Annotated in this window: 25 protein-coding genes; 14 read left to right on the forward strand and 11 right to left on the reverse strand. The window is 69.5% G+C overall.

The window, feature by feature from the left end:
* The 3 genes from ACI3KY_RS00100 to ACI3KY_RS00110 all read left to right on the forward strand — a co-directional run bounded on the left by ACI3KY_RS00100 (window position 1) and on the right by ACI3KY_RS00110 (window position 3,666).
* Window positions 1–591, forward strand: coding sequence for a TetR/AcrR family transcriptional regulator (locus tag ACI3KY_RS00100; RefSeq protein WP_404928161.1), 591 nt, complete (start codon window positions 1–3; stop codon window positions 589–591).
* Window positions 592–717: 126 nt separating this feature from the next.
* Entirely contained in the window at window positions 718–2,073 is a 1,356-nt protein-coding gene (locus ACI3KY_RS00105; RefSeq protein ID WP_404928162.1) for a hypothetical protein, read from the forward strand.
* Between the two features lie 96 nt (window positions 2,074–2,169).
* A complete protein-coding gene (locus ACI3KY_RS00110; protein ID WP_404928163.1) occupies window positions 2,170–3,666 on the forward strand; it encodes an alanine/glycine:cation symporter family protein in 1,497 nt (498 codons plus the stop codon).
* Between the two features lie 93 nt (window positions 3,667–3,759).
* On the opposite strand, the gene ACI3KY_RS00115 is transcribed toward ACI3KY_RS00110, so the two are convergent.
* From ACI3KY_RS00115 to ACI3KY_RS00135, 5 genes are read right to left on the reverse strand one after another with little or no spacing between them, the layout of a single operon-like run.
* A complete protein-coding gene (locus tag ACI3KY_RS00115; protein ID WP_404928164.1) occupies window positions 3,760–5,241 on the reverse strand; it encodes an aldehyde dehydrogenase family protein in 1,482 nt (493 codons plus the stop codon).
* Window positions 5,238–6,401: a M20 family metallopeptidase gene (locus ACI3KY_RS00120; RefSeq protein WP_404928165.1), complete on the reverse strand. Its 1,164-nt coding sequence runs from the start codon at window positions 6,399–6,401 to the stop codon at window positions 5,238–5,240. The genes ACI3KY_RS00115 and ACI3KY_RS00120 overlap by 4 nt, the downstream gene beginning before the upstream one ends.
* Complete coding sequence (locus ACI3KY_RS00125) at window positions 6,394–7,062, reverse strand: DUF1028 domain-containing protein (protein ID WP_404928166.1); 669 nt, start codon at window positions 7,060–7,062, stop codon at window positions 6,394–6,396. The genes ACI3KY_RS00120 and ACI3KY_RS00125 overlap by 8 nt, the downstream gene beginning before the upstream one ends.
* Entirely contained in the window at window positions 7,059–7,508 is a 450-nt protein-coding gene (locus tag ACI3KY_RS00130; RefSeq protein ID WP_404928167.1) for a RidA family protein, read from the reverse strand. Before ACI3KY_RS00130 ends, ACI3KY_RS00125 begins: the two co-directional genes overlap by 4 nt.
* A complete protein-coding gene (locus ACI3KY_RS00135; RefSeq protein WP_404928168.1) occupies window positions 7,508–8,812 on the reverse strand; it encodes a flavin-containing monooxygenase in 1,305 nt (434 codons plus the stop codon). Before ACI3KY_RS00135 ends, ACI3KY_RS00130 begins: the two co-directional genes overlap by 1 nt.
* Before the next feature lie 122 nt (window positions 8,813–8,934).
* Here ACI3KY_RS00135 and ACI3KY_RS00140 point away from each other — a divergent pair, with 122 nt between their 5' ends.
* Window positions 8,935–9,867 carry a LysR substrate-binding domain-containing protein gene (locus ACI3KY_RS00140; RefSeq protein WP_404928169.1) on the forward strand — a complete coding sequence of 311 codons (933 nt, stop codon included), beginning with the start codon at window positions 8,935–8,937 and terminating at the stop codon, window positions 9,865–9,867.
* Here the strand turns inward: ACI3KY_RS00140 and ACI3KY_RS00145 are convergent.
* Both ACI3KY_RS00145 and ACI3KY_RS00150 read right to left on the reverse strand, forming a co-directional pair.
* Window positions 9,858–11,822, reverse strand: coding sequence for a primary-amine oxidase (locus ACI3KY_RS00145; RefSeq protein ID WP_404928170.1), 1,965 nt, complete (start codon window positions 11,820–11,822; stop codon window positions 9,858–9,860). The genes ACI3KY_RS00140 and ACI3KY_RS00145 overlap by 10 nt on opposite strands.
* Window positions 11,822–13,324 carry an APC family permease gene (locus ACI3KY_RS00150; protein ID WP_404928171.1) on the reverse strand — a complete coding sequence of 501 codons (1,503 nt, stop codon included), beginning with the start codon at window positions 13,322–13,324 and terminating at the stop codon, window positions 11,822–11,824. The genes ACI3KY_RS00145 and ACI3KY_RS00150 overlap by 1 nt, the downstream gene beginning before the upstream one ends.
* Window positions 13,325–13,587: 263 nt before the next feature.
* Here ACI3KY_RS00150 and ACI3KY_RS00155 point away from each other — a divergent pair, with 263 nt between their 5' ends.
* A complete protein-coding gene (locus tag ACI3KY_RS00155; RefSeq protein WP_404928172.1) occupies window positions 13,588–13,905 on the forward strand; it encodes a hypothetical protein in 318 nt (105 codons plus the stop codon).
* A gap of 91 nt (window positions 13,906–13,996) precedes the next feature.
* On the opposite strand, the gene ACI3KY_RS00160 is transcribed toward ACI3KY_RS00155, so the two are convergent.
* The gene (locus ACI3KY_RS00160; RefSeq protein ID WP_404928173.1) at window positions 13,997–15,442 is read right to left on the reverse strand and encodes an MFS transporter; all 1,446 of its coding nucleotides are present in this window, start codon (window positions 15,440–15,442) and stop codon (window positions 13,997–13,999) included.
* Window positions 15,443–15,535: 93 nt separating this feature from the next.
* Here ACI3KY_RS00160 and ACI3KY_RS00165 point away from each other — a divergent pair, with 93 nt between their 5' ends.
* Window positions 15,536–15,904: a MarR family winged helix-turn-helix transcriptional regulator gene (locus tag ACI3KY_RS00165; protein WP_404928174.1), complete on the forward strand. Its 369-nt coding sequence runs from the start codon at window positions 15,536–15,538 to the stop codon at window positions 15,902–15,904.
* A 158-nt stretch (window positions 15,905–16,062) separates the two neighbouring features.
* Here ACI3KY_RS00165 and ACI3KY_RS00170 read toward each other — a convergent pair whose 3' ends face one another.
* Window positions 16,063–17,052, reverse strand: a complete 990-nt coding sequence (locus tag ACI3KY_RS00170; RefSeq protein WP_404928176.1) for an alpha/beta hydrolase — start codon at window positions 17,050–17,052, stop codon at window positions 16,063–16,065.
* A gap of 195 nt (window positions 17,053–17,247) precedes the next feature.
* Here ACI3KY_RS00170 and sigJ point away from each other — a divergent pair, with 195 nt between their 5' ends.
* Together sigJ and ACI3KY_RS00180 are read left to right on the forward strand one after the other, a co-directional pair.
* On the forward strand, window positions 17,248–18,216 hold the full coding sequence (gene sigJ / locus ACI3KY_RS00175; protein WP_404928177.1) for an RNA polymerase sigma factor SigJ: 969 nt from the start codon (window positions 17,248–17,250) through the stop codon (window positions 18,214–18,216).
* On the forward strand, window positions 18,213–18,689 hold the full coding sequence (locus tag ACI3KY_RS00180) for a MarR family winged helix-turn-helix transcriptional regulator (protein WP_404928178.1): 477 nt from the start codon (window positions 18,213–18,215) through the stop codon (window positions 18,687–18,689). Before sigJ ends, ACI3KY_RS00180 begins: the two co-directional genes overlap by 4 nt.
* 400 nt (window positions 18,690–19,089) lie before the next feature.
* On the opposite strand, the gene ACI3KY_RS00185 is transcribed toward ACI3KY_RS00180, so the two are convergent.
* Window positions 19,090–19,686, reverse strand: coding sequence for a hypothetical protein (locus ACI3KY_RS00185; protein WP_404928180.1), 597 nt, complete (start codon window positions 19,684–19,686; stop codon window positions 19,090–19,092).
* A 226-nt stretch (window positions 19,687–19,912) separates the two neighbouring features.
* On the reverse strand, window positions 19,913–20,056 hold the full coding sequence (locus tag ACI3KY_RS00190) for a hypothetical protein (RefSeq protein WP_404928181.1): 144 nt from the start codon (window positions 20,054–20,056) through the stop codon (window positions 19,913–19,915).
* A gap of 142 nt (window positions 20,057–20,198) precedes the next feature.
* Here ACI3KY_RS00190 and ACI3KY_RS00195 point away from each other — a divergent pair, with 142 nt between their 5' ends.
* The 6 genes from ACI3KY_RS00195 to ACI3KY_RS00220 are packed head-to-tail and all read left to right on the forward strand — an operon-like array spanning window position 20,199 to window position 26,771.
* Window positions 20,199–21,668 (forward strand): DUF3375 domain-containing protein, encoded by a 1,470-nt coding sequence (locus ACI3KY_RS00195; protein ID WP_404928182.1) that lies wholly within the window; start codon window positions 20,199–20,201, stop codon window positions 21,666–21,668.
* Complete coding sequence (locus tag ACI3KY_RS00200; protein WP_404928183.1) at window positions 21,661–22,503, forward strand: DUF4194 domain-containing protein; 843 nt, start codon at window positions 21,661–21,663, stop codon at window positions 22,501–22,503. Before ACI3KY_RS00195 ends, ACI3KY_RS00200 begins: the two co-directional genes overlap by 8 nt.
* Window positions 22,500–25,859, forward strand: a complete 3,360-nt coding sequence (locus tag ACI3KY_RS00205; protein WP_404928184.1) for an ATP-binding protein — start codon at window positions 22,500–22,502, stop codon at window positions 25,857–25,859. Before ACI3KY_RS00200 ends, ACI3KY_RS00205 begins: the two co-directional genes overlap by 4 nt.
* On the forward strand, window positions 25,856–26,131 hold the full coding sequence (locus ACI3KY_RS00210; RefSeq protein ID WP_404928185.1) for a hypothetical protein: 276 nt from the start codon (window positions 25,856–25,858) through the stop codon (window positions 26,129–26,131). The genes ACI3KY_RS00205 and ACI3KY_RS00210 overlap by 4 nt, the downstream gene beginning before the upstream one ends.
* A gap of 17 nt (window positions 26,132–26,148) precedes the next feature.
* Complete coding sequence (locus ACI3KY_RS00215) at window positions 26,149–26,370, forward strand: type II toxin-antitoxin system VapB family antitoxin (RefSeq protein WP_404928186.1); 222 nt, start codon at window positions 26,149–26,151, stop codon at window positions 26,368–26,370.
* The gene (locus ACI3KY_RS00220; protein WP_404928187.1) at window positions 26,367–26,771 is read left to right on the forward strand and encodes a VapC toxin family PIN domain ribonuclease; all 405 of its coding nucleotides are present in this window, start codon (window positions 26,367–26,369) and stop codon (window positions 26,769–26,771) included. The genes ACI3KY_RS00215 and ACI3KY_RS00220 overlap by 4 nt, the downstream gene beginning before the upstream one ends.
* The last annotated feature ends 4 nt before the right edge of the window (window positions 26,772–26,775 follow it).

The following is a 26,775-nucleotide window of genomic DNA, read 5'->3' on the forward strand; positions in this document are numbered from 1 at the left end:
ATGTCGACGCGCGGGCCGTATGCCAAGAGTGCAGCGAAGCGGGAGCAGATCCTGCGTATCGCGCTGGACCACTTCACGCGGGATGGCTACGATCGCGTCTCGGTGCGGGAGGTCGCCCGCGAAGCGGGGATGACCCAGGCCGGGCTGCTGCACCACTTCGCCACCAAGCGCGATCTCTTCCTCGAGGTCATCAAATGGCGGCACGCGAAGGACGCGGACCGCTTCGAGCCTGGTACGCGGGCGGTCGACGCCCTGATCGACGCCGCGGGCTGGAACTCGCTCGAGCCGGGCCTCGTGAGGTTGTACGTGCTGCTCTCGGCGGAGGGGACCATCGAGCCCGGGCCCGGGCATGACTTCTTCACCGAACGCTACGACCGCACGCTCGGCGCTCTGAGCGACGACATCGCGCAGCGCCAGGCGGAGGGATCGGTGCGCACCGACTATGCGGCCCCCGAGCTCGCGTCCCTGCTCGTGGCCGCCGCGGACGGCCTCCAACTGCAGTGGCTGCTGAACCCGGAGTCAGTGGACATGCGCGCGCGCCTGCGACGCCTCTGGGAAGGCCTGGCGAATCCTGCCCGAGGCATCGTGTAGGAGCCGACCAGGTCGAAGAATGTAGAAAACATATCGTTGACCGTTTTTCGTTGCTATGGTGCCTTCACCGCGGCTGTCTCGCCGCGCTCCACGGTGATGTGGAACCACTCAACGAAAGAGTCAGACATGAATCGGAGACTCGGCACTTGCGCCGTCGTCGCCGCCGGCGTCGCATTCGCCACGCTGGCACCCGCCCCCGCCCAGGCATCGGAACCTCAGCCGCGGATCGTCGACACGACCGTGATCACCGAGGTCACCCCCCTCGGCTACAAGGTCACGGGTCTCGCTCTCGAGTACGACGGGACGATCGACCTGGGCACCGCCGACGTCGACGAAGCGGCCTTCGCGGTCCGGGCGACATTGGCGCGACCGGGTGCGCCCACCCTCGAGGGGGCGCGCACCGTCGTCGACGCGTACGCGAGCGATCGCCCGGGCTTCAGCGACACCCAACGGCCCGGGTCGTTCATCATCCTCGAGCTCGACGAGAACGACCCACTCGCGGCGGGTTCGTACAACGAGGGCGGATTCACGCGGCTGTTCGACCTCGTCGGGTCGTACTCCGTCGCGCAGGTCGCCTCCGTCGTCGGCGCGGCGGCAGACACCTCGCACCCGGGCAACGCAGAGAAAGCGCAGAAGCTCAACGGCCACCCCGGACGCACCGTCGTCAACGACGACGTGATCGACCTGATCGTCGACGACTACGCGGCCGGGTCGTACACCGCGCAGTCGGGCGCGACCCTGCCGTACCGGATGTTCACCCCTGCGCTGGACGCGGAGTCGAGCTATCCGCTCGTCGTCACCCTGCACGGCTATGGCGAGAGCGGCTCGGGCAACATCGAGCAGATCGCCGGCAACCAGCTGTCGGTCGCCTTCGCGGATCCGCTCCGGCAGGCGCGCCACGCCGCGTTCGTGCTGTCGCCTCAGGCCGACCCGACCGATCCGCGCAAGGGCGCCTGGTGGTCGCCGGCCATGCAGACCGCCGTCATCGAGCTCATCGAGAAGACGATCGCCGAGAACCCGCGCATCGACCCGTCGCGCGTATACCTGTCGGGGCTCTCGATGGGCTCGTACGGTTCGTGGGGCATCCTCGGCCAGCGATCGGATCTGTTCGCAGGGGCGCTGCTGGTGTGCGGTGCAGGAAGCGAGGCGGCCGCGGTCGCCCAGCTGACGGACTTCCCGATCTGGGCCGTCCACTCCGTCGACGACTCGATCGTCGCGTACGACGCCCCCGGTTCCGACTACCGCATCTTCCGGGCCCTGCAGGCAGCGGGGGCGCCGGTCACCTGGAGCGAGTGGTCGGGTCTGCTGCCGGATGCCGAGCAGGAAGCGCTCGCAGCCGCCGCGCTGACGGCCGCGCAGGCCGATGGGAGCAAGCACCTGTTCACGACCTTCTCGGCCGGCACGACGCCGCTGTTCGACCACGGCTCGTGGATCCCGACGTACACCAACGACATCATGATCGACTGGCTGTTCGCGCAGTAGCCGGCTCATGTCAGGGGGCCCCGCGGTCGCACGCGTGGCCCCTTGACCCTGCCCAAATCCCTCCCGCCTCGCCATTCGTTCGCCATACTGACCACCATGGACGACGTGAACGAGTGGCTGCTGACCTGGGGCGACAATCTGTGGACCTGGGTGGTGCTGCCCGTCGTCGTCCTCCTCGGGTTGTATTTCACGATCCGCTCGGGAGTCGTCCAGTTCCGCCTGATCCCGGAGATGTTCCGGACTCTCACGGACAAGACCCCGCGCACCGCGACCGGCGAACCGCAGTCGGTCTCGGCGTTCCAGGCGTTCACCATCTCGGCGGCGTCGCGCGTGGGCGTCGGCAACATCGCCGGCGTCGGAACGGCGATCGCGGTGGGCGGCCCGGGGGCTGTCTTCTGGATGTGGGTCATGGCGTTCATCGGCGGCGCGTCGAGCTTCATCGAGTCCTCCCTCGCGCAGCTGTTCAAGGTGCGCGACACCGACAGCTTCCGGGGCGGACCGGCGTACTACATGCAGCGCGGTCTCAAGGCCCGCTGGCTCGGGGTGTGGTTCGCGATCATCCTCATCGTCTGCTTCCCCTTCGCCTTCAGCTCGTTGCAGGCGAACACGATCTCCGCGACCGTGACGTCCAGCGTCGGCGGCGGACCGGCGTGGCTGCCATGGGGCATCGGCATCGGGATCGCGCTCCTCACGGGCCTGGTGGTCTTCGGCGGCGTGCGCCGCATCGCGTCGGTGACCCAGCTGCTCGTGCCGATCATGGCGCTCGCCTACCTGCTGCTGGGCCTCGTGGTGGTCGGCCTCCACGTCGATCGCATCGGCCCGGTGTTCGCCGAGATCTTCACCCAGGCATGGGGATTCAACGAAGTCGTGGGCGCGACGTTCGGCTACATCGTGCTGACCGGCGTGAAGCGCGGCATGTTCTCGAATGAGGCCGGCCTCGGCTCAGCACCCAACGCCGGGGCGAGCGCGGCGGTCACCCACCCCGTCAAGCAGGGACTCGTGCAGACGCTCGGCGTCTACTTCGACACCTTCCTGGTCTGCTCCATCACCGCCTTCATCATCCTCGTCTCAGTTCCGGATCTCGCCGGCGCCGAGCGCGGGATCGGGCTCACGCAGGGCGCGCTCGTCGGCACTCTCGGGGAGTGGTCGAACATCGCGCTGAGCGTCATCATCTTCCTGCTGGCGTTCTCGTCGATCCTCGGCAACTACTACTACGGCGAATCGAACATCGAGTTCATCACCACGCGCCGCTCGGTGCTCACCGGCTATCGCATCCTCGTGGTCGTCGCGGTGCTCGCGGGCTCGGTCGCCGGAGCCGACCTGGTCTGGAACTTCGCGGACGGCGTGATGGGACTCATGGCGTTGACCAACCTCATCGCCATCGGCCTGTTGTCAGGCATCGCGTTCCGACTGCTGAAGGACTACACCGGGCAGCGCCGGGCGGGCCGGGATCCCGTCTTCACCCGCGCGCTCCTGCCCGATGTGACCGGCATCGAGTGCTGGGAGGACGAGCTCAGCGTCACCGGTCCGATCGACCTCCAGACCAAGCGCCATCAGGCCGAGAAGCACCGCGACCACCTTCACCAGGACTGAGGTGCCTCTCGTGGGACCGGGTGCTTCGGGTGAACGCGGGCCGGGCGCCGCTCATCACGACGGACCCTCCGCTCTGCCGCACCGCCGGCGTCGTCAGCCGTGCTGGAACCAGGTGGTCTTCCAGTCGGTGTAGTTGTCGAGGGCGTGGCGTGAAAGGTCTCGGCCGAACCCCGACTGCCCGAACCCTCCGAACGGCGTCGTCAGCCCGAGCGCGTCGACCGTGTTCACCGAGACGGTGCCGGCCACGAGCTGCTCCGACACCCGATGGGCGCGCGAGAAGTCCGTGGTCCACAGCGAGGCGGCGAGACCGAACTCCGTCGCGTTGGCGAGGCGCACCGCCTCCTCCTCCGAATCGAAGGCGAGCACCGCCACGAGCGGGCCGAAGATCTCCACGCGGTGAAGCTCGTGCGCGGCGTCCAGCCCGGCGACGATCGCCGGACGCAGGTAGGCATCGGAGCCCGTGATGGTGACCCGGTCCCCGCCGCTCACCAGCGTGCCGTCGGTCGCCGCGCGTGCGATCGCCCCGCCGACCGCGTCGGCGTGGGCACTGCTGATGAGGCTCCCGTTGCCGGGAGCGCCGGCGAGCGGATCGCTCGGCTCGTAGTCGTGGGATGCCGCGGCCAGCAGAGCGACGAACTCGTCGTGGGCCTCGCGCTGGACGAGGATGCGCGAGTTCGCGGAGCACACCTGGCCCTGGTTGTAGAACGCTCCGAACGCCGCCTTCGCCGCCGCCGCAGGCAGGTCGGCGTCGGCGAAGACGACGTTGGCGCTCTTGCCGCCCGCCTCGAGCGCGAGCCGCTTCATGTTGGAGCTGCCGGCGTCGATCATGAGCTGCTTGGCGACGGCGGTCGATCCGGTGAACGCCAGCACGTCGATGTCGGGATGCCGCGCCATGCGGCTGCCCGCCGTCCCGCCGTGCCCCGGCACGACGTTGAGGACGCCCGGCGGCAGCCCCGCTTCCAGGGCGAGGTCGGCGAGGCGCAGTGCCGTGAGCGAGGTCTCGGTCGCCGGCTTGAGCACCACGCTGTTCCCGGCGGCCAGCGCGGGCGCGAGCTTCCAGGCGGCGATCTCGAGCGGGTAGTTCCACGGGACGATCGCGCCGACGACGCCCAACGGCACCCGCCGCACGAGTGCGGTGGATCCCGGCGGGGTGGCCGGAATCTCGTCGAATCGCTTGTCGGCGAGCTCCCCGTACCAGCGGAACGTCTCGGCGGCGCCGGGCACGTCGACGGTGAGCGTCTGCGCGATCGGCTTGCCCGAGTCGAGCGTCTCGAGCAGGGCGAGCTCGTCGAGGTGCTTCATCATCAGGTCGGCGAGGCGAATCAGGACGCGGCCGCGCTCGGCGGCGCCGAGGCGACGCCAGGAGCCCTCCTCGAATGCCCGCCGGGCGCTCGCGACCGCCAGGTCGACATCGCGCGCGGTCCCCGCTGCCAGGTCGGCCAGCGGGCGCAGCGAGCCCGGGCTCACGGCCGTGATCGTCCCACCCTCGGCCGCATCGACACGGCGCCCGTCCATGACGGCGCGGCCGTCGATCGCCAGCTCGCGGCTGCGCGCAGCCCAATCGATCGTGCTCATGTCTGGTCCTCCTGGCGGGCTCCGGCGGAGGCGTCGATCGCGGTCCACGCCATCAGCACCGCGGCGTCGAGCAGCGCGCGCTCCGCGGCCGGCCCGAGGCAGGCCGCGGCGAACTCTTTCTGATGGTTCGTGTACGGCAGCGAGTCGACGCCGATATAGGGGTGGATGGCGGGCACGAGCTGCGAGACGTTGCCCATGTCGGTGGATGCCCGGTTCATCCGGTGCGCGAGCCCGGCGTCGGCGAAGACCCGACCGCGCCGCTCGGCGTTGGCGCGGTACGCGGCGAGCGCTCGCGCATCGGTACGGAACTCCGCGTAGGGCTTGCTCTCGGGCGTGATGGTCAGGGTCGCCCCTGTCGCGAGGGCCCCGGCTTCGAAGCACCGATGCACGCGCTCCTCGAGCACGGCGAGCTCGTCGAGCGAGGTGGCGCGGGTGTACCAGCGACCCTCGGTGCGCTCGGGGATCGCGTTGGGTGCGGCACCGCCGACGGTCTGGATGCCGTGCACGCGGGTGTCGGGCGGCAGCTGCTGGCGCAGCATCCCGATGGCGACCTGGGCGATGACGAAGGCGTCGTTGGCGTTGACGCCCTGGTCCGGGTAGGCGCCTGCGTGGGCCGAGACGCCGTCGTACGCGATGTGACTGTGGGCCACCGCGAACGGGCGTGCTTCAGCGACGTCGACCGGCGCCGGGTGCACCATCATGGCGAGATCGAGGTCGCCGAAGGCTCCGGCATCCATCATGTCGATCTTGCCGCCGCCGCCTTCTTCGGCGGGCGTGCCGTACACCCGCACCGTGATGCCGAGGTCGTCCGCGAGCCGCGCGAGCGCCAGCCCCGCGCCCACGGCGCTCGCGGCGATGAGGTTGTGACCGCAGGCGTGCCCGAGCCCGGGCAGCGCGTCGTACTCCGCCATGACGCCGATGATCGTCGGGCCGCTTCCCGCCTCGGCGAGGAGGGCGGTCTCGAATCCGAGGTACGAGGGTGTGACGCGGAATCCGGCGTCGTGCAGGGCATCGCCGACCCAGGCGGCGGCACGGTGCTCCTCCCAGGCCGTCTCGGGATGAGCGTGCAGCGTCTCCGACAGTGCGACAAGACGAGCGGATGCCGCGGCCACCGCCTCGTCTGCGGCATCCTTCATCCCGACCGAGGTCCCGTCACTCATCACCGGGCACTCCGTACGAGGGGGCCGCGGCGGGGTTCAGCGCTCGCGTGACGTAGTCGTCGCGCTGCGGCATCCACACCGCAGCAAGGGCTTCCAGGTCGTCGACCGGGCTGTCAGCCCAGTCGACGCGCAGGTCGGTCACGCGCCATCCCGCCTGCCGCACGACCGCGAGGCCGGCGGAATGGACCGGGCCGGCCTCTCCCCCCTCGTCGATCGCGGCGCGGAGCGCGGCCAAGAGCCGCCACTCCAGGTCGCCGGCCGTCTGCCGGTAGGCGTCGATCATGAGCTGGGGGATGCCGGCGCCCGCCAGCATGTTGCCGCCGGCGGCGACGCCGTCGCCGACGGCATCGCCGAAGACGCCCAGCGCCTGAGGTCCGGAGTAGGCAGCGGCGCGGCCCGCGTCGTCGATGACGAGCAGCTGCCGCGACGCGATGTTGTCGGTGCCCTCGACGATCGCCGCGAGCGCGTCCGTGGCCGACAGTCCGGCGCGGAGTCGGTCGAGCAGCTGCGGCCCCAGCCTCGGGTCGGTGATGTTCTGCGAGTTGACCGCGCCCACGCCGTCCGCCAGGTGCACGCAGCGTGCCGCCACGGCGGGCGATGACGAGCAGATGGCCGATCCGAAGGCGCCGGACGCGTCGCGGGCGACGATCGAGAACGTCATGCGCCGGCCTCGTCGGCCGGTGCGCCGATGAGCGGCGTGCTCAGGACGGCGGTCGCGTCGATCTCGACGAGCCACTCGGGACGGGCGAGCGCGCTGACGACCAGGCCGGTGGAGACCGGATGGACGCCCTTCAGCCACCGCCCCATCACGCGGTAGACGGGTTCGCGGTAGCGGGGATCGACGAGGTAGACGACGACCTTGACGATGTCGTCGAGCGACGAGCCGGCCTCGTCGAGCAGCATCGCGATGTTGGCCATCGCCTTCTCGGCCTGCGCCTCGACATCGCCGATCCCGACGGACTCCCTGGTGTCGAGGTCCTGGCCGATCTGCCCGCGCAGGTACACGACCCCGCCCGCGACGACGGCCTGGCAGAGATCGTTGTCGAGGTTCTGCTCGGGGTAGGTCTCGCGGGTGTTGAAGGGACGGATGCGGGTGTGGGTGGGCATCAGGATGCACCTCCGGTCAGGACCACGGCGTCATCGGGCAACGCCTCAGGTGACGTCTCGGGATCGCGGTAGGCGAGATAACTTCGCTGGATCTCGATCTGGTCGGCGAGGTACTTCGCGTCGTGCCACACGCCCCAGATGAAGCTCGACCCGCGTCGCGACTGCCAGGGCAGCCCGAGGAAGTAGATGCCCGGCTCGGTCGACACGCCCCGCTGCTGCACGGGCCGGCCTCGCTCGTCGAAGGCGTCGAAGTGGAGCCAGCTGTAGTCGGCGGCGAAACCGGTCGCCCACACGATCGACGTGATCCCGGCGGCCTCGAGGTCGAGCTCGAGGATCGGGTTCGTCACCGCCTCCGGCTCCGGGCCGAGGACGCGGGCCTCCGGCTCCTCCGGCAGGTCGAGCCCGTTGCGCGCGACGTGCGCGTCGGCCTCGTCGAGCAGCGACAGGTAGTTGGCGTCGCCGTTGGCGATGTTCTCGCCGAGGTCGGGGGCGAACCGCATGACGCCGTCGTCGAACGCGCGGGCGCGGCCGACGAGCGTGATGCCGTCGGCGGCGAGGGCGCGGAAGTCGACGGTGTGGCCGCCGCGCGCTCCGCTGACCGCGATCGTCACGTGCTCGGCGCCGAGCGGCGGTGCAGCGGCATCCCACTTGCCGAGCACCCCCAGCCACCAGCAGAAGTCGCGCCCGCGATAGCTGCGCGGGGGCCGGTCGTGGGGGCCCACCGCGAGGTGGACGGACCGCCCCGATCGCCGCAGCTCGTCGGCGATCTGCACACCCGACGACCCCGCCCCGACCACCAGCACGCCGCCCGCGGGCAGCTGCTGCGGGTTGCGGTACGAACTCGAGTGCAGCTGGAGCAGCCCGGCGTCGTCGGGCACGACGGTCGGGATGACGGGACGCTGGAAGGGACCGGTCGCCGCCACGACGAAGCGCGCGTCGATGGGCCCGTCGGACGTCTCGACGCGGAACCCGGGCCGCGCCACGTTCCGATGCACCGCCGTCACGCGGACGCCGCACCGGATGGGCGCGGCGATCTTCTCGGCGTAGGCGGTGAAGTAGTCGGCGACCTGATCCTTCGAGGCGAAGGCGTCGGGGTCGACGTCGAACTCCAGACCCGGAAATCGGTCGTGCCAGGCGGGTCCGTTGGCGACGAGCGAGTCCCAGCGGCCCGTGCGCCAGCGCTCGGCGATGCGGTGACGCTCCACGACGAGGTGCGGGATGCCGCGTGCGCTCAGGTGCTCGCTCATCGCCACGCCGGCCTGGCCCGCGCCGACGACGAGAACTTCGACCTCTGCTACCGACATCCCTGCCTCCATTGCTCCGCGCCGAGAACTTCCTCGACCCGGTTCACGCTAGGCACCGCGGCGCCATCTGCATACTTCAGGGTTTCGCACCAGTGCATCTGTTGAATTGATACAGTGCACCCATGGCACGCCTGAGTCGCTCCGACATGACGCTCGTGCAGCTGCGCTACTTCGTCACCACGGCGACGCGCCGCTCGATGACCGAGGCGTCCGCCGATCTGCACGTCGCCCAGTCCGCGGTGTCGACGGCCATCGCGCAGCTCGAGCGGACCCTCGGAGTGCAGCTCTTCGTCCGTCAGCGCAGCAAAGGACTGGCTCTGACGGATGCCGGCGAGCAGCTGCTGCGCGACGCGCGGTCGTTGCTGGCGCAGGTCGACGAGATCACCGACAACGTGCGCGGGCACCACCACGAGGTCCGCGGCACCCTGCGCCTCGCCTGCTTCGTGACGCTGGCGCCGTTCGTGCTGCCGCGCCTGATCTCCCGCGTCGAGGAGCAGCATCCGCGCCTTCGCATCGAGATCATCGAGGCGGACGTCGACGGGACGGTGGAGCTCCTGCTCAACGGCACGGTCGAAGGCGCCATCGCCTACGACTTCGGCGCCGTGCACGATCTCTCGTTCGACCACCTCTACTCCGCCGCGCCGCACGTGATCCTCCCCACCGACCACCCGCTGGCCCGGCGCAAACGGCTGAAGCTCACGGAGCTCGCCGGCCAGGACATGGTGCTGCTCGACATCGCGCACTCCCGCGAGTACTTCCTGGGCATGCTGCACGCCGCCGGGGTCGAACCGCAGGTGCGCTACAGCTCGCGCAGCTACGAGACGGTCCGCTCACTCGTCGCGCGCGGCCAGGGGTACTCGATCCTCAACCACGTCCCCCAGTCCCCGCGCACGTACGACGGCGGCGAGCTGGCCGCCATCCCGATCGCGGGCGACGCCCCGCCGCTGGACGTCTGCTTCGTGCGCGTGACCGACGTGCGCGCCACCGCCCGCGCGCGGGTCATCGGCGCGCTCGCCCGCGAGCTGTTCGGAGCCTCCTCCGACGCTCAGCAGTGACAGCTGCTGCTGCCGGTAGGGCACTCGGCGTGCGCCGGTGTCGAGGGCGGCACGTCGAGGGCGGGGTTCTGGTCGAAGAAGCCGTTGGGCTTGAGCGTGAAGCCGGTGTAGTCGACCGGCATGATGGGCCAGTCCTCCACCCGCGGGAAGTGGGTGAGCCCGAAGCTGTGCCAGAGGACGACGTTCTCACCGTCGATGCTGCGGTCGGCCCGGATGTACTCCGGAAGCCCCGGTGTGCCGACGCTCTGGTTGACGTAGTCGCCGGCCGGGAACCTCTCGTCCTCCGCGAACTGCGTGACCCACAGGTGCTCGGTGGCGAACGCGGCCCGCTTGCTGATCGACGACCCGTCGGCCGCGGCCAGGGTGGGCAGCGCCTCGGGGATCAGCGTGTACGCGACCGGCTCGCCGACCCGGTTGGTCTTCTCGGTGTTGACCACGTCCCAGACCCGACCCACCGACCCGTCTGCCTTGCGGCGCGCCTCGGCCTCGGTGGCGAGCACATGGCGTGAGCGCGAGAAGGCGTTGCCGTGAGGGTTGCCCTCGCCCTGCGGCATCCGTTTCAGATCCAGCTCGTGCACGGCGTTGCGATCGCCGTCGACCGCCATGTCGAGACGGGCGCAGAAGATGTGCTGATGGTACGGAGCGGCCAGACCCGGAGCGATCTGCGACGCGTACGGGTAGCCCTCACCCGGGTAGCGGGCCGTGAAGACGATGCCCGTCGCCTTCGCCTCGAACTGGATCGTGCCGTCGAGGTAGAAGTACCAGTAGAAGCCGTAGTCGTAGTTGCCGACGGTGGTGAAGAAGCTGACGACCAGACGGCGCTGTCGCCGCGTCGAGCGGTGGTTGGCCCACTCGTCGGTGTGCTTCCACAGCAGGCCGAAGTCCTCCTCGTGGATGCAGATCGCCTGCGGGATCTCGCGCGGGTTGCCGAAGTCGTCGGCGACCACCGGGGAGAGGTAGGTGATCTCGCCGAGGCAGTCGCACCCGAGCTCGAGCGAGTTCGCGTCGCGACCGACCAGGTACTCGCCGGTGTCGAAGTAGTTCTGCCACGAGCGGTACGGCGCGGGATCGCCATAGGGAACGACCATCTCGGCGATCGAGGCACGATCGATGATCGACCTGCGCCGGCCGCCGTCCTCGATGCCGATCCGGCTGAGCACCAGCCCTTCACGGGCGTCGAACCCGACATGCAGGTCCCACTTCTGCCACCGCAGCACGTTGCCGTCGAGGGAGAAGCTCGGGCCCTCCGGCTGGGTGATGTGCAGCGGCTTCAGGTCGGTGCGCACCGGACCGGTGAGCTCGGGCGACTCGAAGTTGCCGTTGGTCAGCGGGTCTTCCGACGGCCCGTCGTCGATGATGCGTACGACGCGTCGCTCGATCATGTCGACGAAGGCGACGAGCTGGTCGATGGGGTGCCCCCAGGCATAGTCACCGGGCTCATGCTGCACGAACGCCAGCCCGCGCAGAATGCGCCGGCCCTCCTCACCCTCGTAATCGAAGATGCCCGCCGACAGCGGGGCGACACGCACCTGGTGCGGCTCGAGCCCTCGCGCGCTCAGGGCCGTCCGCCACCCGTCGTCTGCCGCCAGGATGCTCTCGATCGCGTCGAACTCCTCCAGCAGCACCGGGGCCTGACCGACGCCGGCCTCCACGGTGGTCGCCGACAGCGTCACCCCGTTCGTGACGTCGATGACGGCATCCGTCGTCTCACCCGTCGCGGTGTCGAGGAGGACAGCCCTCGCGCGGCGCGCGGGGGTCGGTGCACCGTCTCGCAGCGACGCCTTGTCGGGCTCCTTGAGGCTGAGATACGCGACCCGCACGGTGTCGCCCAGCCGTCCCTCGGCGACGAGGTGGTCGCGGGCGACGGTCATCTCGTCGGCAGTGAGGGGATCGAGCGGGTGCGCGGTCGAGGTACCGGCCGCCGGGCGCGTGCCGATGCGGATCTGCTGCTCCATCAGATCGCGGCCTTCTCGAGCTCCGGCTCCTCGACGGCGGACGGGCCGCGCCGCTTCTCCCAGAAGTAGCCCACGAGTGCGAGGGCCGTGATGGCGAGCAGTGTGCCGATGGTGAAGCCCTCGAACGTCAGCTGATCCACCCCCCAGATGTCGAGGAAGTCGTACTCCAGACCCAGCGCCGGCTCGATCGTGCCCGGGAAGACCGCGACCCACGATCCGAGCAGCACCCAGGCGTAGATCACACCGGTGCAGATCCACAGGCCGACGCGTCCGCCCGGCACGGTGAACGGACGCTCGACGTCCGGGTACTTGCGACGCAGGACGATGATCGTGGGGAAGATCACCAGGTACGACAGCAGCAGGGTCGAGATCGCGATGATCAGCACGACCGTGAAGACGGCGGCCGTGCTGCCCGTGAGCAGCACCGTGGCCATGATGCAGAAGACCGAGGCGACGACGCCCGACAGGATGTTCATGCGTACCGGGGTGCCGAAGCGCTCCGAGAACTTGCCGAAGTAGCGGAAGAATGCGCCGTCGGCGCCGGCCGCCGCCTGCACACGGTCGGAAGCGATCATCCAGGCGCTGGCCTGGGTGAGGACGATGAAGATGAACAGCAGCGCCGCGATCGTCATGACGGGGCCCGAAGCGATGCCGTAGACGCTGAAGACCTCCTCGAAGGCGTCCAGGAAGCCGCTGGCGCCCTGGACCTTCTCTGCCGGCAGCACCGCGAGGATGGCGAAGACCGGCACGAGGTAGCAGAGGATCGAGATCGTGCCGGAGGAGGCGATCGCGCGCGGCACGTCCTTCTGCGGATTGCGCATCTCTTCGGCGGCGCCGTTCGGGGCCTCGAAGCCGACCACGGCGAACAGGATGAGCGGCGTCACCGCCAGGAAGCCGGCGAGCGTCGGAGAGAAGTCGCCGGCCGCGTACCCCTGCACACCGTTCTGCAGGGCGTAGATGAACACGGTGACGACGAAGATGACCAGCAGCGAGACCTTGACGATCGCACCGGCCGCGACGATGCGCTTGCCGTACTGCAGTCCGATGATCGCGGTCGCGATGGCGGCCCAGATGAAGACGAGCTTGAAGACGAGGTCCCAGAAGCCGCCCTCCTCGAGGGGGCTGATGTAGGCGCTCCACGTCGCCGCCGCGATGAAGACCAGCGCACCGCCCATCCACAGCGGATTGGTGATCCAGTAGAACATCGTCGCGATCGCCGCGGTGAGCTTGCCGAACGCGAGCCTGACCCACACGAAGGGGCCGCCCTCCCCGTGGAACGTGCTGCCCAGCTCGGCGATCACGAGGGCGTAGGGGAACAGGAACGTCACCCCGATGACGAGCGTCCACGTGAAGGCCTCCGCGCCACCCACCGCCGCGATCTGGGCGATCGTGTCGATGGCGATGATGGCGCTCACCGACAGGAAGATGATGTCGAGGCGGCCCAGCGTCTTGCGGAAGGGCTGGGTTCGGATATCCGATGTCTCGATCTGTAGAGCACTCATGGGGACTCCTCGGTCCAACGTCACGGCTGCCTCGAACGCCTCCATCGGCTTCGATCGCGCGTTGAGTCAACCTCACACCCGGCCTGCGCGCCAATATCGGTACCCGGTGCACTAGATCAATTGATCTGATGAAGTCTACGTTCGTAATCCACTTGACACATGGGCGAAAAGTTGGATGCCGGGCGGCAGGGCTGGCGGGAATCGCGCCGCATCTGCCCGGGCACGCGGGTGCGCGGCATCCCGGTTCCGCGCACAATGGCGGCATGACAGGGCAGAGAAGCATCGTCCGGATGTGGCGCGGCAGCGTGCGTGCTGAGGACGTGGACGAGTACGTGGCCTACATCGAGCGCACCGGCATGGCGGAGTATCGCGAGACCCCGGGCAACCTCGACGCCTGGATGCTGACGCGCGACCTCGGCGACGGCACGACCGAGATCGTGACGGTCTCGCGCTGGGAGAGCTTCGAGGCGATCACGGGCTTCGCGGGGGCCGACATCGACACCGCCGTGTACTACCCCGAGGACGATCGGTTCCTCGTCGAGCGCGACGATGTCGTGCGCCATTGGACCCAGGTGTCGTAGACCCGGGTCGCAGCGCCGGTCGCGCGCCCTCGAACCGCCCGAGGTCTCGGGCGGTTCGAGGGCGGCGTCGTGCCGAGCGGAGCGCTCCCGGCTACTTCACGCCCGCGTCGACCGCGTGTGGCCGCCGCCGCGGCGCGAGCGCCACCGCGAATCCGGCGAGTGCGACGGCGGTCGACAGGATGAGGCCCGGGCGGAACCCGTCCAGCATCTGGGCCGCGCTCGCGTCGGCGGCCAGGTCGCCGCCGGCGATGAGCGCCGAGGTCACCGCGAGCACGAGCGCCGCGCCCACCTGCGAGCTGCTCTGCACGAGCCCCGCGGCGAGCCCCTGCTCGTCGTTCGAGATGCCCGCGGTCGCGCGCTCCTGGATGGCGGGGAAGCCCAGCGCGAAACCGGCCCCGAGCAGCAGCACCGACGGCAGGATGTCGACGGTGTACACCGGCGTGGTGCCCACGCGCAGGAACAGCAGGTAGCCCAGCGACAGCGCGCCGAGTGCCACGGTGATGAGCAGCCGCGATCCGAACCGATCGATCAGCCGGTCGGCGAACGGAGCCGTCGCCACCACCACGAGACCCGCCGGCAGCAGCGCGAGAGCCATGCTGAGCGGCGGCCAGCCGAGCACCGACTGCAGATAGATCGTGAGGATGAACTGGAAGCTCACGTACGACCCGAACAGGGCGATCGCGCTGATGTTGGCTCGCGCGACGAAACCCTCGCGCAGGATGCCGAAGCGGATGAGCGGATGCCGCGCCCGCAGCTCGATCATCGCGAAGGCGGCCAGCACGGCAGCTGCGACCGCCAGCCCGAGGATCGTCTGGAGGGAGCCCCAGCCGGCCTCCGGCGCCGAGACGATCGTGTAGACGAGCGTGAGCATACCCACCGCCAGGGTGACCGCACCCCACATGTCGTGGCCGCCGGTCTTCGCGACGTGGTCGCGCGGGATGAAGAACAGGCCGAGCACGACCGCCGCCACCGCGAACGGCACCGAGAAGAGGAAGGTCCAGCGCCAGCTGAGCGAGGTCATGAGCCCGCCGACGATGAGTCCGAGCGAGAACCCGCTGGCCGCGAACGTCGTGAAGATCGAGATCGCGCGGTTGCGCGAGGGACCTTCGGCGAAGTTCGTCGTGATGAGCGAGAAGGCGGCCGGCGCCGTGAAGGCGGCCGCGATGCCCTTGACGAAGCGGGAGGCGATCACGATCGCGGGGTCGCTCACGAGCCCGCCGGCGAGCGAGGCGAGGGCGAAGACGGTGAGGGCGATGAGCAGGATGCGGCGGCGGCCCAGCAGGTCGGCGAGGCGTCCGCCGAGCAGCAGCAGGCTGCCGTAGCCGAGCACGTAGGCCGAGACGATCCACTGGAGGGTGCCGGTCTCGAGCGACAGCTCGGTGCCGATGGCCGGCAGGGCGACGCCGACCATGGAGACGTCCAGCCCGTCGAGCGCGATGACGATGCACACCACGAGGAGCAGCAGCCACGTGCGCGTCGTCCAGCGCTGGGTCGGGGTGTCGGAACCGGGAACGACCCGGATGGTTGTTGAGGTCACATGCACAAGATACATGCCACGTCATAGGTTGCGTCAACATTGGATTCGCCAGCATGCAATGCCGCGACATATGTTTCGGGCTAGGATGTGATCATGGCCGAGAAAGACGTGGTGGAGCGATGGCGCTCCCTCCAGTCCACGTACCTCTCGACGGCATCCGCCCTGGAGCGGGCGCTCGATGAGCAATGCGACCTCGGACTCAGCGAGTTCGAGATCCTCGACCTGGTCGCCGAGGTCCGTCAGGAGCAGTGCCTGATGCGCGACCTGGTCCAGCGCACCCCGATGACCCAGAGCGCGCTGTCACGCATCGTCGACCGACTGCAGAAGGCAGGCCTCGTCCAACGGGCGGAGTGCGGGTTCGACCGTCGCTCGATGGTCGTAGAGATCACCGGCAAGGGCACAGAGGTGCACGCCGAGGCGCAGCAGATCTACCGCTCGCTGCTCGCGGACGAGCTCGGCTGAGTTTGGCGACCCCGCACAGTCGCTGATGTCCCGGGACCGACCGGTCCCGGGACATCAGCAGATCAGGTCGGCCTATGCGGCGGCCGGCGCGGCCGACGCGATGGTGGGCTTCTGGTTTGTCATGATCTGCTTCCTTCTTGTGCGCTTCTGCGGGTGGATCACGCGAGGGCGGTGGCCTTGGCCGCGGGGAGGACGGCCCGCTCGGGATCGAAGGCCTTGCGCAGGATGACGACGGCCTGCTCCACCGCGGCAGTGGTCGCCGCGGACGGGCGCAGCGGGTTGAGCATCATGAAATCGTGGATGGTGGCGTCGTACCGGACAAGGGTGGTGCGCACCCCGGCCGCGATGAGCTTCCGTCCGTAGGCTTCGCCCTCATCGCGGAGGACGTCGTTCTCGTCCACGATGAGGAAGGTCTCGGGCAACCCGGCCAGATCGTCGACCGAACCCTGCAGCGGTGAGGCGGTGACGTCCTTGCGCGCCTCGGCGTCGGGGAGATAGCAGTCCCAGAACCAGGCCATCGCGTCGGCGCGCAGGTGGAAGCCTTCCGCGAACTCGCGGTAGCTGCCGGTGTCCATGGCAGAGTCGGTGACGGGGTAGTACAGCGACTGGTGGATGAAGGTCACATCCCCGCGTCGCTTGGCGAGGATCGCGACGACGGCCGCCATGTTGCCGCCGACGGAATCTCCGGCGATCGCCAGGCGGGCAGCATCCAGCCCCTTCGCGGCGCCGTCCCGCGTGATCCACTGCGCTACGGCGTAGGCCTGCTCGATGGCGACGGGATGCCGCGCCTCGGGCGACCGGTCGTACTCGACGAACACCACGGCAGCGTCCACTCCCGTCGCGATCTCGCGAACGAGACGGTCGTGCGTGCCGGCGTTGCCCAGGACCCAGCCTCCGCCGTGGACGAAGAGCACGGCCGGGAGCGGGCCACTCGCACCGATCGGCTTCACGATGCGAACGCGGACGTCGCCGACGGCCGCCGGCACGGTGAGCCATTCCTCCTCGATGTCGGGTTTGTCGACGGGTGCGGCCTGCACGTCGTCGAGGAGCGTGCGTGCACCTTCGACGCCGAGATCGGCGAGGAACGGTGGGGCCGAGGTGAGGTCGGCGAACGCCTGGGCCTCCGGCTGCAGAGTGTGGTCGAACATGTCGGTTCCTTCTGTCTCGTGACGGGTGGGCGGTGCCAGAGCTCGACCGGTTCATGCCGAGCCTGCAAGGAAGACCAGGGATCCCTCGCCGTTGTGACACCTTCGGGCGCGAAAAGAAGGATCAGAGGTTAACGCTTCCTATTTAGTAGTACACAAGGTAGCTTCAGCATCACGAGCCGAGGAATGGAGTGAGAAGTGACCAGCGAGCCCCGCACCGCACTGGCTGACGACGACCCGGACGTGCAGGCCTACACGCGGTCGAGACGGATGCTGTTCGGCATCGCCTACCGGATCCTCGGCAACGCGGCGGATGCTGAAGACGTCCTGCAGGAGACCTGGGTGCGGTGGCAGCTCTGTGATCGCGGCGCTGTCCGCGAGCCGGCTGCCTTCTTGGCGACGACCACCACCCGCCTTGCGATCAACGTGCTCACCAGCGCCCACACACGCCGCGAGACCTACATCGGCCCGTGGCTTCCGACCCCCGTGGATACCAGCAGCGACCCCACGCTCGGCGCCGAGCGGGCCGAAGCTCTGGCGTTGGCGACATTGCTCCTCATGGAGCGGCTCACACCGACCGAGCGGGCGGCCTACGTCCTGCGCGAGGCATTCGTATACCCGTACGCCCGCATCGCGGAGATCGTCGAGACGACCGAGGCCGCCGCACGCCAGCTCGTCAGTCGGGCGCGCAAGCATCTCGCCGGCGACGCCCGCCGCGGGGTGAGCGTGGATGCCCAGCGCACGTTCTTCCAGGCATTCCTCGACGCAGCCCGCAGCGGCGACACCGCCGTCCTCGAGCGCATGCTCGCGAACGATGCGGTGAGCTACACCGATGGCGGAGGTACCGTCCACCGCACCGCCCGCCGCCCGATCCGCAGTCGCGAGAAGCTCGTCCGGTTCCTCCTCGGGATCTCGAGGTGGTTCTGGGGCGATGTCACCGTGCAGCCGGTTCGCGCGAACGGACAAGAGGCCGCACTCCTCTCGCGCGAAGGACGGGTCTTCGCCATGCTGACGATCACCCGGGATGCCGACGCCGTCAGTCAGATCATGTGGGTCATGAATCCTGCGAAGCTCGGCGCCATCACGCACAGGCCGGAACCCTCTGATGCGAGCAGCTCATTACCTCGTGTCCTATTGGCTGGGGCACATGGTAACGTCGAGCCGTGACCGAGGAAGCCTCCACCGCCCCCGTCGTGGCGCTCGACGACATGGTGTGCTTCAACCTCCACGCCGCCTTCCGCGCCGTCACTGCGGTGTATCGGCCGCTGTTGGAACCCCTCGGCCTCTCGTACCCGCAGTACCTGGTCCTCGCGATGCTCTGGGAGCAGGGCGAGCTTCCCGTCGGCGAGCTGGTCTCACGGCTGCGGTCGGATTACGGGACGATCACTCCCCTCGTCAAGCGGATGGAGACGCAAGGTCTCGTCACCCGCACCCGCAACCCGAAGGACGAGCGATCCGTCACGGTGGCGCTCACACCCGAGGGTGACGCCCTCAGAGTCCACGCACCACGGATCTACCAGGTGATCACCGACACGTTCGGCTTCACCCCTGAGAAAGCTGATGCCGCACTCGACGTGCTGCAGTCGATCGTCGCGAACGCCGCCAAGACGCCGGCAGTCGACGAGCGCCCCGGACCGTGAACCCCGACGGGCCGCATTGCGCCACCATCGCTGCAGCCTGCCGTCACTCTCCGCTCGTCGGGTTCCCTGACACACGCGGCATCCGTCACAATTCAGGCCCTTCCCCTGCCATAGCTCAGGGCGCCGACCGTGCGTCCTCGGTTCGGTGCGCGCCTGCGTCAGTAGTCGGCGTGCGCCTCCCTCGAGATGTCGACCTCGGTTTCTGCGTCAGACCATGCGAGGAGCGCATTGTCGAGCTGTCGCCGAAGCCACTGCGCAGACAACGAATCGCCCGGAAGGAGTGCGAGTTGCTTCATCCGGTCGTCGACAGTCCCCACGAGATCGTCGGGTGCGTCAGAGCGTGGATCTTCCATGGACGTGCTTCCTCTCGAGAAATGGATCGGGGAGCGTTCGGCCGAGGTCACTCCGGGTACGCCGCCAGGATACGGCGCCGTTCATACGTGAGCGTCGCGCCGAGAAGCAGCACACCTGCGGTCACTCCCGCGATCTGGGCCGGAAGGGGCTCCCACCCACCTCCGAAGATCAGGAGCAGAGTGACGAGCGCTCCCCCGAGCACGCAGTTCACGGCCGCGATCATGCTCGCCATCGTGAAGAGGAACGACGAGCGGGAGTAGCGCACCCCCAACTCGCCGGTGCGCGGGTTGTCGAGCGAGATCAGATCCGGCCCGGAAGGGTGCAGGCTGACGAAGTGCTCCCGGATCCGCTCCATGCGCCGGCGCACCGTGATGTTCTCGACGCTGGTGTCGACCAGCCGCACCACCGTGAACCACCCGAGCATGAAGATCGTCGGCAGGACGGTGAAGGCGAGACTCGCCAGCAGCGCCGGTGATCCGCCCGCGAACCCGATCGCCACGAGTCCGCCTGACAGTGTCGACAAGTAGATGGTGCTGCGCGTCCCGGCTTCGCTGATGGTCGAGCTTGCGACCGATTGCAGCACGAAGAGCTCTGTGCCCACCGCGCTGTCGAACGCGGCGGCGTTGGAATCGGCATCCGACATCACTCACTCCTCACGATCCGAGCCCCACGGTCGTTCCCTCGCTCATGACCCAGCGTGCCGTCGCGCAGACCTCGCGTGCTTCCGGCTCCAACATGCTGAGTCATGACAGATCCTTTCGGTCGTGGATGCGGGCGTTCCCCGACCGTGCCGGCCGGCAGCCCCCGCAAGACAAGACCAGGCCAGGACCGCGGATGTGACGGCGTCGCGATCTGCGAAGGGCTGCCGGTCAGTCGGCGCTGGGCCGCGGGATGCGCACCCCGGCGTCTCGCAGGCGCTCTTCCACCAGGGCGACCAGCCGCTCGGCGGCGGTTCCCTCGGCCGACCGGAAGTCACGCACCATCCGGTAGCGCGCGGTGGTGTCCGTGCGCACCTGCATCCCCGTGACGAACACCCGATGTGGGATCTCGGATGCGGCGATCTCGGAGGCGCGATCACGAGCCCGCCGCAGTGAGCCTGCGCCTCCCGCGGGCCTGCGGAACGGGACTCGCGGCAGCCCGACTAATCTGGAAAGGATGTCGAATACGCGCGCCGAGGCGGCTTACCAGCGTTCGGTGCTCGCGTTCAAGGATCCGACTCTCGATCTTCTCCACGGCCGCTACGCGCCGTTCGTGGTGGCCATGCTCTCGATCGTGTTCACCGCCGAGCGCCGGTCGGTCGCCGTCGCGGACGCCCATGTCGAGATCGGCGAGGCCCTCGAAGAGCTGCGCGCCGCGGGCTACGACGACGACGAGCGCCGCCTCCCCGTCGGCACCGCCCGCGAGATCTGCCGCAACTGGGTGCGGGTCGGATGGCTCGCGCCGCAGCTGGAGGACGATGTCGAGGTCTACCGGCTGACCGCTCACGCCGTGGGGGCGCTCGAGATCGCGGGCCGCACCGGCGGCGGGCGGGCGCGGGTGTCACGATCGCGGGTGCGGACGCTGCTCGACGCCGTCGAGCGGCTGGCGCGCGACGCGGAAGCCGACCCGGAGGCGCGCATCGCCCTCCTGCTGGAGGAGCGTGACGCCCTCGACGCGGAGATCGCCCGGCTGCGCAACGACGAAGCGGAGCCGATCGACGACGAGCAGCTGTTCGAGGAGGCCGAGAACGTCCTCCACCTCGCGCGGGAGCTCCCCGCCGACTTCTCCCGCGTGGCGGAGTCGATCAAGGCGATGCAGCGGGATGTCGTCGCGGATCTGCGCCGCGACATCCGTCCCACCGGTGAGATCCTCCGCGAGTACCTGCAGCGGGGTCAGCACGTCATGCAGTCGACCCCCGAGGGGCGGGCGTTCGAAGGGGCGCTGCGCCTCATCGGCGATCCCGAGCACATCGACCGCCTCACGACGCAGCTGCGCACGCTGCTCGCCCAGCCGTTCTCGCGCCTCATGGGGCCGGGGCAGCGCAGCGACCTCGACTCGATCGGCCGGCAGGTCGAGAAGGGCGTACAGGACGTGCTCACCGCCCAGCGCCGTGCGTCGCAGGTCATCACGGCGCAGGTGCGCACCCACGACCCGATCCGCGATCGTCAGGTCGACGAGCTGCTCCGCGGGGTGATGTCGGGGCTGCAGGTGTGGATGCAGGACTCCCGACCCGGCGACCGCGTAGAACCGCTGCACACGTTCCCGGTCTCCGACATCGGGCACCTGCGGCAGTCCCTCAGCGACCTGCGCCCACCCGGTGCACCGGCGCCGCTGCCCGCGCCGGACGACATCGAATTCGTGGATGCCGACACCCGCGCCTGGGGCGGACCACGGTACGCCGAGCTCGAGGAGTATGTCGCGACGCTCGGGGACCGCTTCGACCTCGCCACCGCCTTCGAGGGCGCCGCGGACGACACCCGCCGCCCTGTCGATCTCCTGGGACTCCTGGAGATCGCCCACCGCAACGGCATGACCGAGGGCGACGAGGTCTCCGTCGCCGAGGCGCGACGACCCGACGGCTCGAGCCGCCGATTCGCGTTCGGCGCCGTGACCGCCAGCACTGTGAAAGAGATCGAGAATGACTGACCTCGCGACCGCGCCCGACACCACCACGGGGCCTGCCACCACGGACCCCGATACCGGCATCGCCACGGATGCCGCAACGGAGACCGCGATCGGATCCTCCGCCCCCGCGACCGACGTCCCGTTCATCGATCCGGTCGCGATGGAGCACGACCCCGAGGAGCTCTTCCCCGGCGACCGGGGCGTGCTCGACCCCGAGGTGCGCCGCGTGCTCGTGCGGCTTCTTCAGCGCCGCTTCCTGATGGCCGAACGCAACCGCGCCGAGTGGACGGTGCTGATGGACCACCAGCACACGATCGAGTCGCGTCTGAACGACCTCTTCGTCCGTCTCGTCGTCGACCACGATCGTGGCGTCGCCTATAAGGAGCAGATCCGGTCGGACGAACTCGAGGTCCCGATCCTGCTGCGCGATGAGGCGTACTCGCGCGCCGAGACCCTCGTGCTGGTGCATCTGCGCACGGTCTACCAGCGCGAGACGACCGCCGGCGAGTCCTCGGCACGCGTCGACATCGAGGAGATCGAGCAGACGGTCCTGACCTACTTCGCCGAGGCGGACGGCAGCACGGCCCGACGCCAGAAGGCGATCCGCGCCGCGGTGGGCCGGCTGCGCCAGGACGGCGTCATCGACGAGGAGTCCGAGGGCCGCTATCGCATCAACGCGCTCGTCGAGATCCTGCTCAGCTCCGATCGCCTGCGCGCGCTGCGCGACTGGCTCGACACGCAGTCGGCGCAGTCCGTCCCGCTCGACCTCGACGAGGGCGACGACGACGACAGTGACGACGCCGACACCGACACCGACGCCGACGCCGATACCGACGAGGCGGAGGCCGCGCTGTGACCATGCTGGACACCCTCTTCGGGCTCATCCCCGCGGCTTCTCGCGGTCAGCAGTGGGTGGCCGACGAGCTGCAGTTGGTCAACTGGGGCGGCTACGACGGAGCGCACCGCGTGCGGTTCTCGCCGGCCGCGACGCTGCTGTGCGGCGGATCCGGTTCGGGCAAGTCGACCCTGATGGACGCGTATGTGGCGCTCATGATGCCGCACACGACCCCGTTCAACGGCGCCTCCAACGGCGCAGTCGTCGGGCGGCCGCGAGGCCAGGAGCAGCGCAACATCCTCTCGTACGGGCGCGGCAAGACCGACGAGACCCGCACCGAGGACGGCACGAAGCTGACGGTGCTCCGCGGGGACGGCACCGACACCTGGACGGCGATCGCGATGACGTGGCTCGACCACGACGGGTCGCGTTTCACCGCGGTCCGCGCGTGGTACATCCCGGCATCCGCGCGCGTCGTGGAAGACACCGTGCGGGTGCGCGCGACGGTCGCCGGCGCCTTCGATCTCAGCTCCCTCGAGGCTGCGGCAGCGCTGCGGCTGACGGATGCCGCGGTCAAGAGCGCCGGGCTCGACACCGTCGCGACCGACCGGGAGTTCTCGGCGCGCCTGCACACCGTGCTCGGCATCGGTGCGGCGGGCGCCGGCGCCAAGGCGATGAGCCTCCTCGCCCGTATCCAGGCCGGGCAGCAGATCACCACCGTCGACGACCTCTACAAGCGCATGGTGCTCGAGGAGCCCGAGACGCTGGCCACCGCCGACGCCGTCGTCGCGCATTTCGACGGTCTCGAGAGCACGCGCAGCCGCATGCTGACGGCGCAGCAGCAGGTGCGCGCGCTGGAGCCCATCAGGTCGGCGCGGGCGCGCATCGAAGAGTCCGCCGAGCGTCTGCGCCTGCTCGACGACATCGGCCGCTTCACCGAGCCGGACTCGCTGGCGACGCTGTGGCGGGCATCGCGCCGCCTCGACCTGCTGCGCGACGTCGAAGCGGAGCTGCAGGCCGGGACCCGCGCCGCCGAAGCCGCCGTGCGCGAGAAGCAGGCGATGGCAGAAGCAGCCGACCTGGCACGGGAAGGGCTCGCAGACGTGCTGCGCGCCGCGGGCGGCGACCGGCTCGAGACCGCCCACCGAGAGCTCCGCGGCGTCGAGCACCGGCTCACGAGCGTGTCCCGGGAGCGCGAGAAGCTCGACGCGGCGCTCGAGGTGCTGCAGATCGGGGTCGGCTCGGCGTCGGAGTTCCAAGCATTGTCGCAGCGCGCGCGTGAGGCGGCGGCCGATGCGGATGCGAAGCAGACGCTCCGCGAGGCGTATGCGGCGGCGGTCGGCGTGAGGAACGCCCTCGCGGCCCGCGTCACCGAGCTCGAGGCCGAGCGGCGCGAAGCCGAAGGCCATGACGACAACATCCCCGACCGGCTCCGCCGATCCCGCGATCTGCTGGCCCGCACGGCAGGCCTGGCCACCAGTGACCTTCCGTTCGTCGGCGAGCTCATCGAGGTCCGCACGGAGTTCGAGCCGTGGCGAGAGGCCTTCAACCTCGCCCTCGGCGGTTTCGCCACGACGCTGCTCATCGACGTCGCGCGGCTGCCGGCGTTCCGCGCCGCCATCGACTCCGTCCGCACCGCCGACCGCCTGCGATACGAGGGCGTGCACACCGGGCTCCCCGCCGTGGGTGCCCGGGACCCGCAAACGCTGCCCGGCCGGCTCGACTTCAAGAGCACGCCCTTCACGGGATGGCTGCAGGAGGAGCTGGACCGCCGATTCGGCTACGTCTGCGTCGATGCGACCGACGACCTGAGCGGCCACCGCATGACGTTGACCATCACCGGGCAGACCTCGCACGGGTCGCGCGGGGCGCACGGCGGGCACGGCCGCGCCAACGTCCTCGGCTTCTCGACGCACCGCCGCCTGGGCGAGCTCGATGCGCAGCTCGGAGCCGTCCGCGCGAAGCTCGAGGCGGCGCGCACGGCGGCCGCCGAGGCCGGGACCGAGCTCGACGCGTTCGACGCACGGCTCGCGGCCTACGCGAAGATCCAGGGCGTGGCGTGGGAGGAGATCGACGTCGCCTCCCTCGAAGGCGACCGCGAGCGGTGGCAGGCGATCATCGCGGACGTCACCACTGCGAACCCCGCGATCGCCGGCATCCAGTCCCAGATCGAGCAGAAGCGCCGCGAAGCAGCGGAACTGCGGGAGGCGATCGGCGGCGCCAAGGCGGAGGGCCGGCGTCTCGCCGATGCCTGGGCGACCACGACGGACGAGGTCGACGCCGCCCAGGCCGTGATCGACGTGGCGGACGCCGCCGGACGTGCCCTGACCGACGATCAGGCGTCGTATCTCGACACGCAGTTCCTCGTTCCCGACCACAGCGGATCCTCGACGCGCACGCAGGACCTGGCACGCTTCGACGCGGCGCTCGACTCCGCGGCGCGCCGGTTCGGCGACGATCAGCGCGCCGCGCAGGACGCCGTCGCGGAGCAGCGGGAGAGCCTGCGGCGCACCCTGAGCGGATTCCTCGACCGCTGGCCCAACCCGAACCTTCTCGCCGACCCCGACCATTCGCTCGGCGACTTCGAGCGCATCCTCGCCGATCTCGAGACGAGCGGTCTGCACGAGCTCGAGACTGAGTGGCGCGACAGCCTGCTCAAGCTCTCGGGAAACGACCTCACCAACCTCGACTCGACGCTGAGCCGTTCGCTCCGCGAGATCCGGGACCGGATCGAGCCGATCAACGTGATCATGCGGGACCTCCCGTTCTACGACGACGACCACCGGCTGCAGATCACACCGCGCGAGAACCAGTCCGAGGTGCGTCGGCGCTTCCGCCGAGAGCTCCGCGAGGTGCGCGCGCTGATCGAAGCCGTCGCCACCGACGAGGAGCGCGAACGCGCGTACCACCGGATGTCGCGGTTGATCAACCGCCTGCGTCGCACCGCTCCCGACTTCGCCGAGCTCGTCGATGTGCGCAATCACGTACGGGTGAGCGCGGAGCGGATCCACGCAACCACCGGGACGCACGTCGCTCTCTACGATCACATCGGCGAGAAGTCCGGCGGTGAGTCGCAGGAGCTCATCGCGTTCATCGTCGGAGCGGCGCTGCGATATCAGTTGGGGGATGCCGGCGCCGAGCGTCCGCGGTACGCGCCCGTCTTCCTCGACGAGGCCCTCATCAAGGCCGACGCGCATTTCACCAAGCGGGCCATCGGCGCGTGGCGAGGTCTCGGGTTCCAGCTCATCATCGGCGCACCGAACGACAAGTACAGCGCGATCGAGCCGCACGTCGACGTCGAGTACGACATCCTGAAAGACACCCACGGCCGCTCCTGGGCGAAGCCGAAGGTCGCTCTGTCCGAGGCCGGCCGGTGAGCGGGCGGCCCCTCTGGCCCGCCGACACTGCGGAGGCCCTCGCGCACCACCTCGAGAAGTCATGGGCGGAGCGGATCTGCGCGGAGCTGGCCGGCGCGGCCGAGCAGCCGTTCGCCGTGCCGTGCGACGCAGCGATCGCCACCGCCGGACCCGTCGCGATCAGACGGATCGAGCAGGAGCGGGTCGACATCGCAGATGCCCTGCGTGCGCTGCACCGCCTGCGAGAGAGGCATCCTCGTCCCCGTGAAGGCTCTATATACTCGTCTATATAGGACAGCGGAGGAGAACCATGGCAGTCACATCCATCGACATCGATCCCGAGGCGCTGAAGCAGGCCAAGGAGCTTGCGGGCACGACCTCCAACCGGGAGACCGTTGACCTCGCGCTGCGCACCCTGATCGCCGTCCGTCGCCAGCCGGCGGCTGTCGAGCGGATCGTCGGGCGCCGCTTCGCGCCCGACCAGATCGACGCGCCGACGATCGCCCCCGACATGGGTGCGGCGGCTCGGTGACGACGTACCTCGTCGACAACAGCATCTGGCAGAAGGCCGGCACGAGCCGCGCGATCGCCGACCGTCTTCGCTCGCTCTCGCCGAACCACCTGATCATCACCTGCCCTCCTCAGGTGCTCGAGTACTGCCACTCGGCGCGCGACCCGCGCGAGTACGCGGACCTTCGGGAAGACATGGAGCAGCTGTTGCCTGCATGGGAGCATCCCACTGAGCAGGAAGCCCTCGACATCCAGCAGGCGCTGTGGAACGCCGGGCTCATGCGGGCAGCGGCAGCGTTCGATTGTTTGATCGCGGCCTACGCAGTCGCGAACGACGCCGTCATCCTCAATTCCGACCATGACTTCGGCTGCATCGAACTCGCCACCGAGGGACGCGTCCGGCAGGAGTATGTCGCGGCGTGATGGG

This window comes from Microbacterium sp. ZW T2_14, assembly GCF_044987405.1.
Taxonomy (GTDB): Bacteria; Actinomycetota; Actinomycetes; order Actinomycetales; family Microbacteriaceae; genus Microbacterium.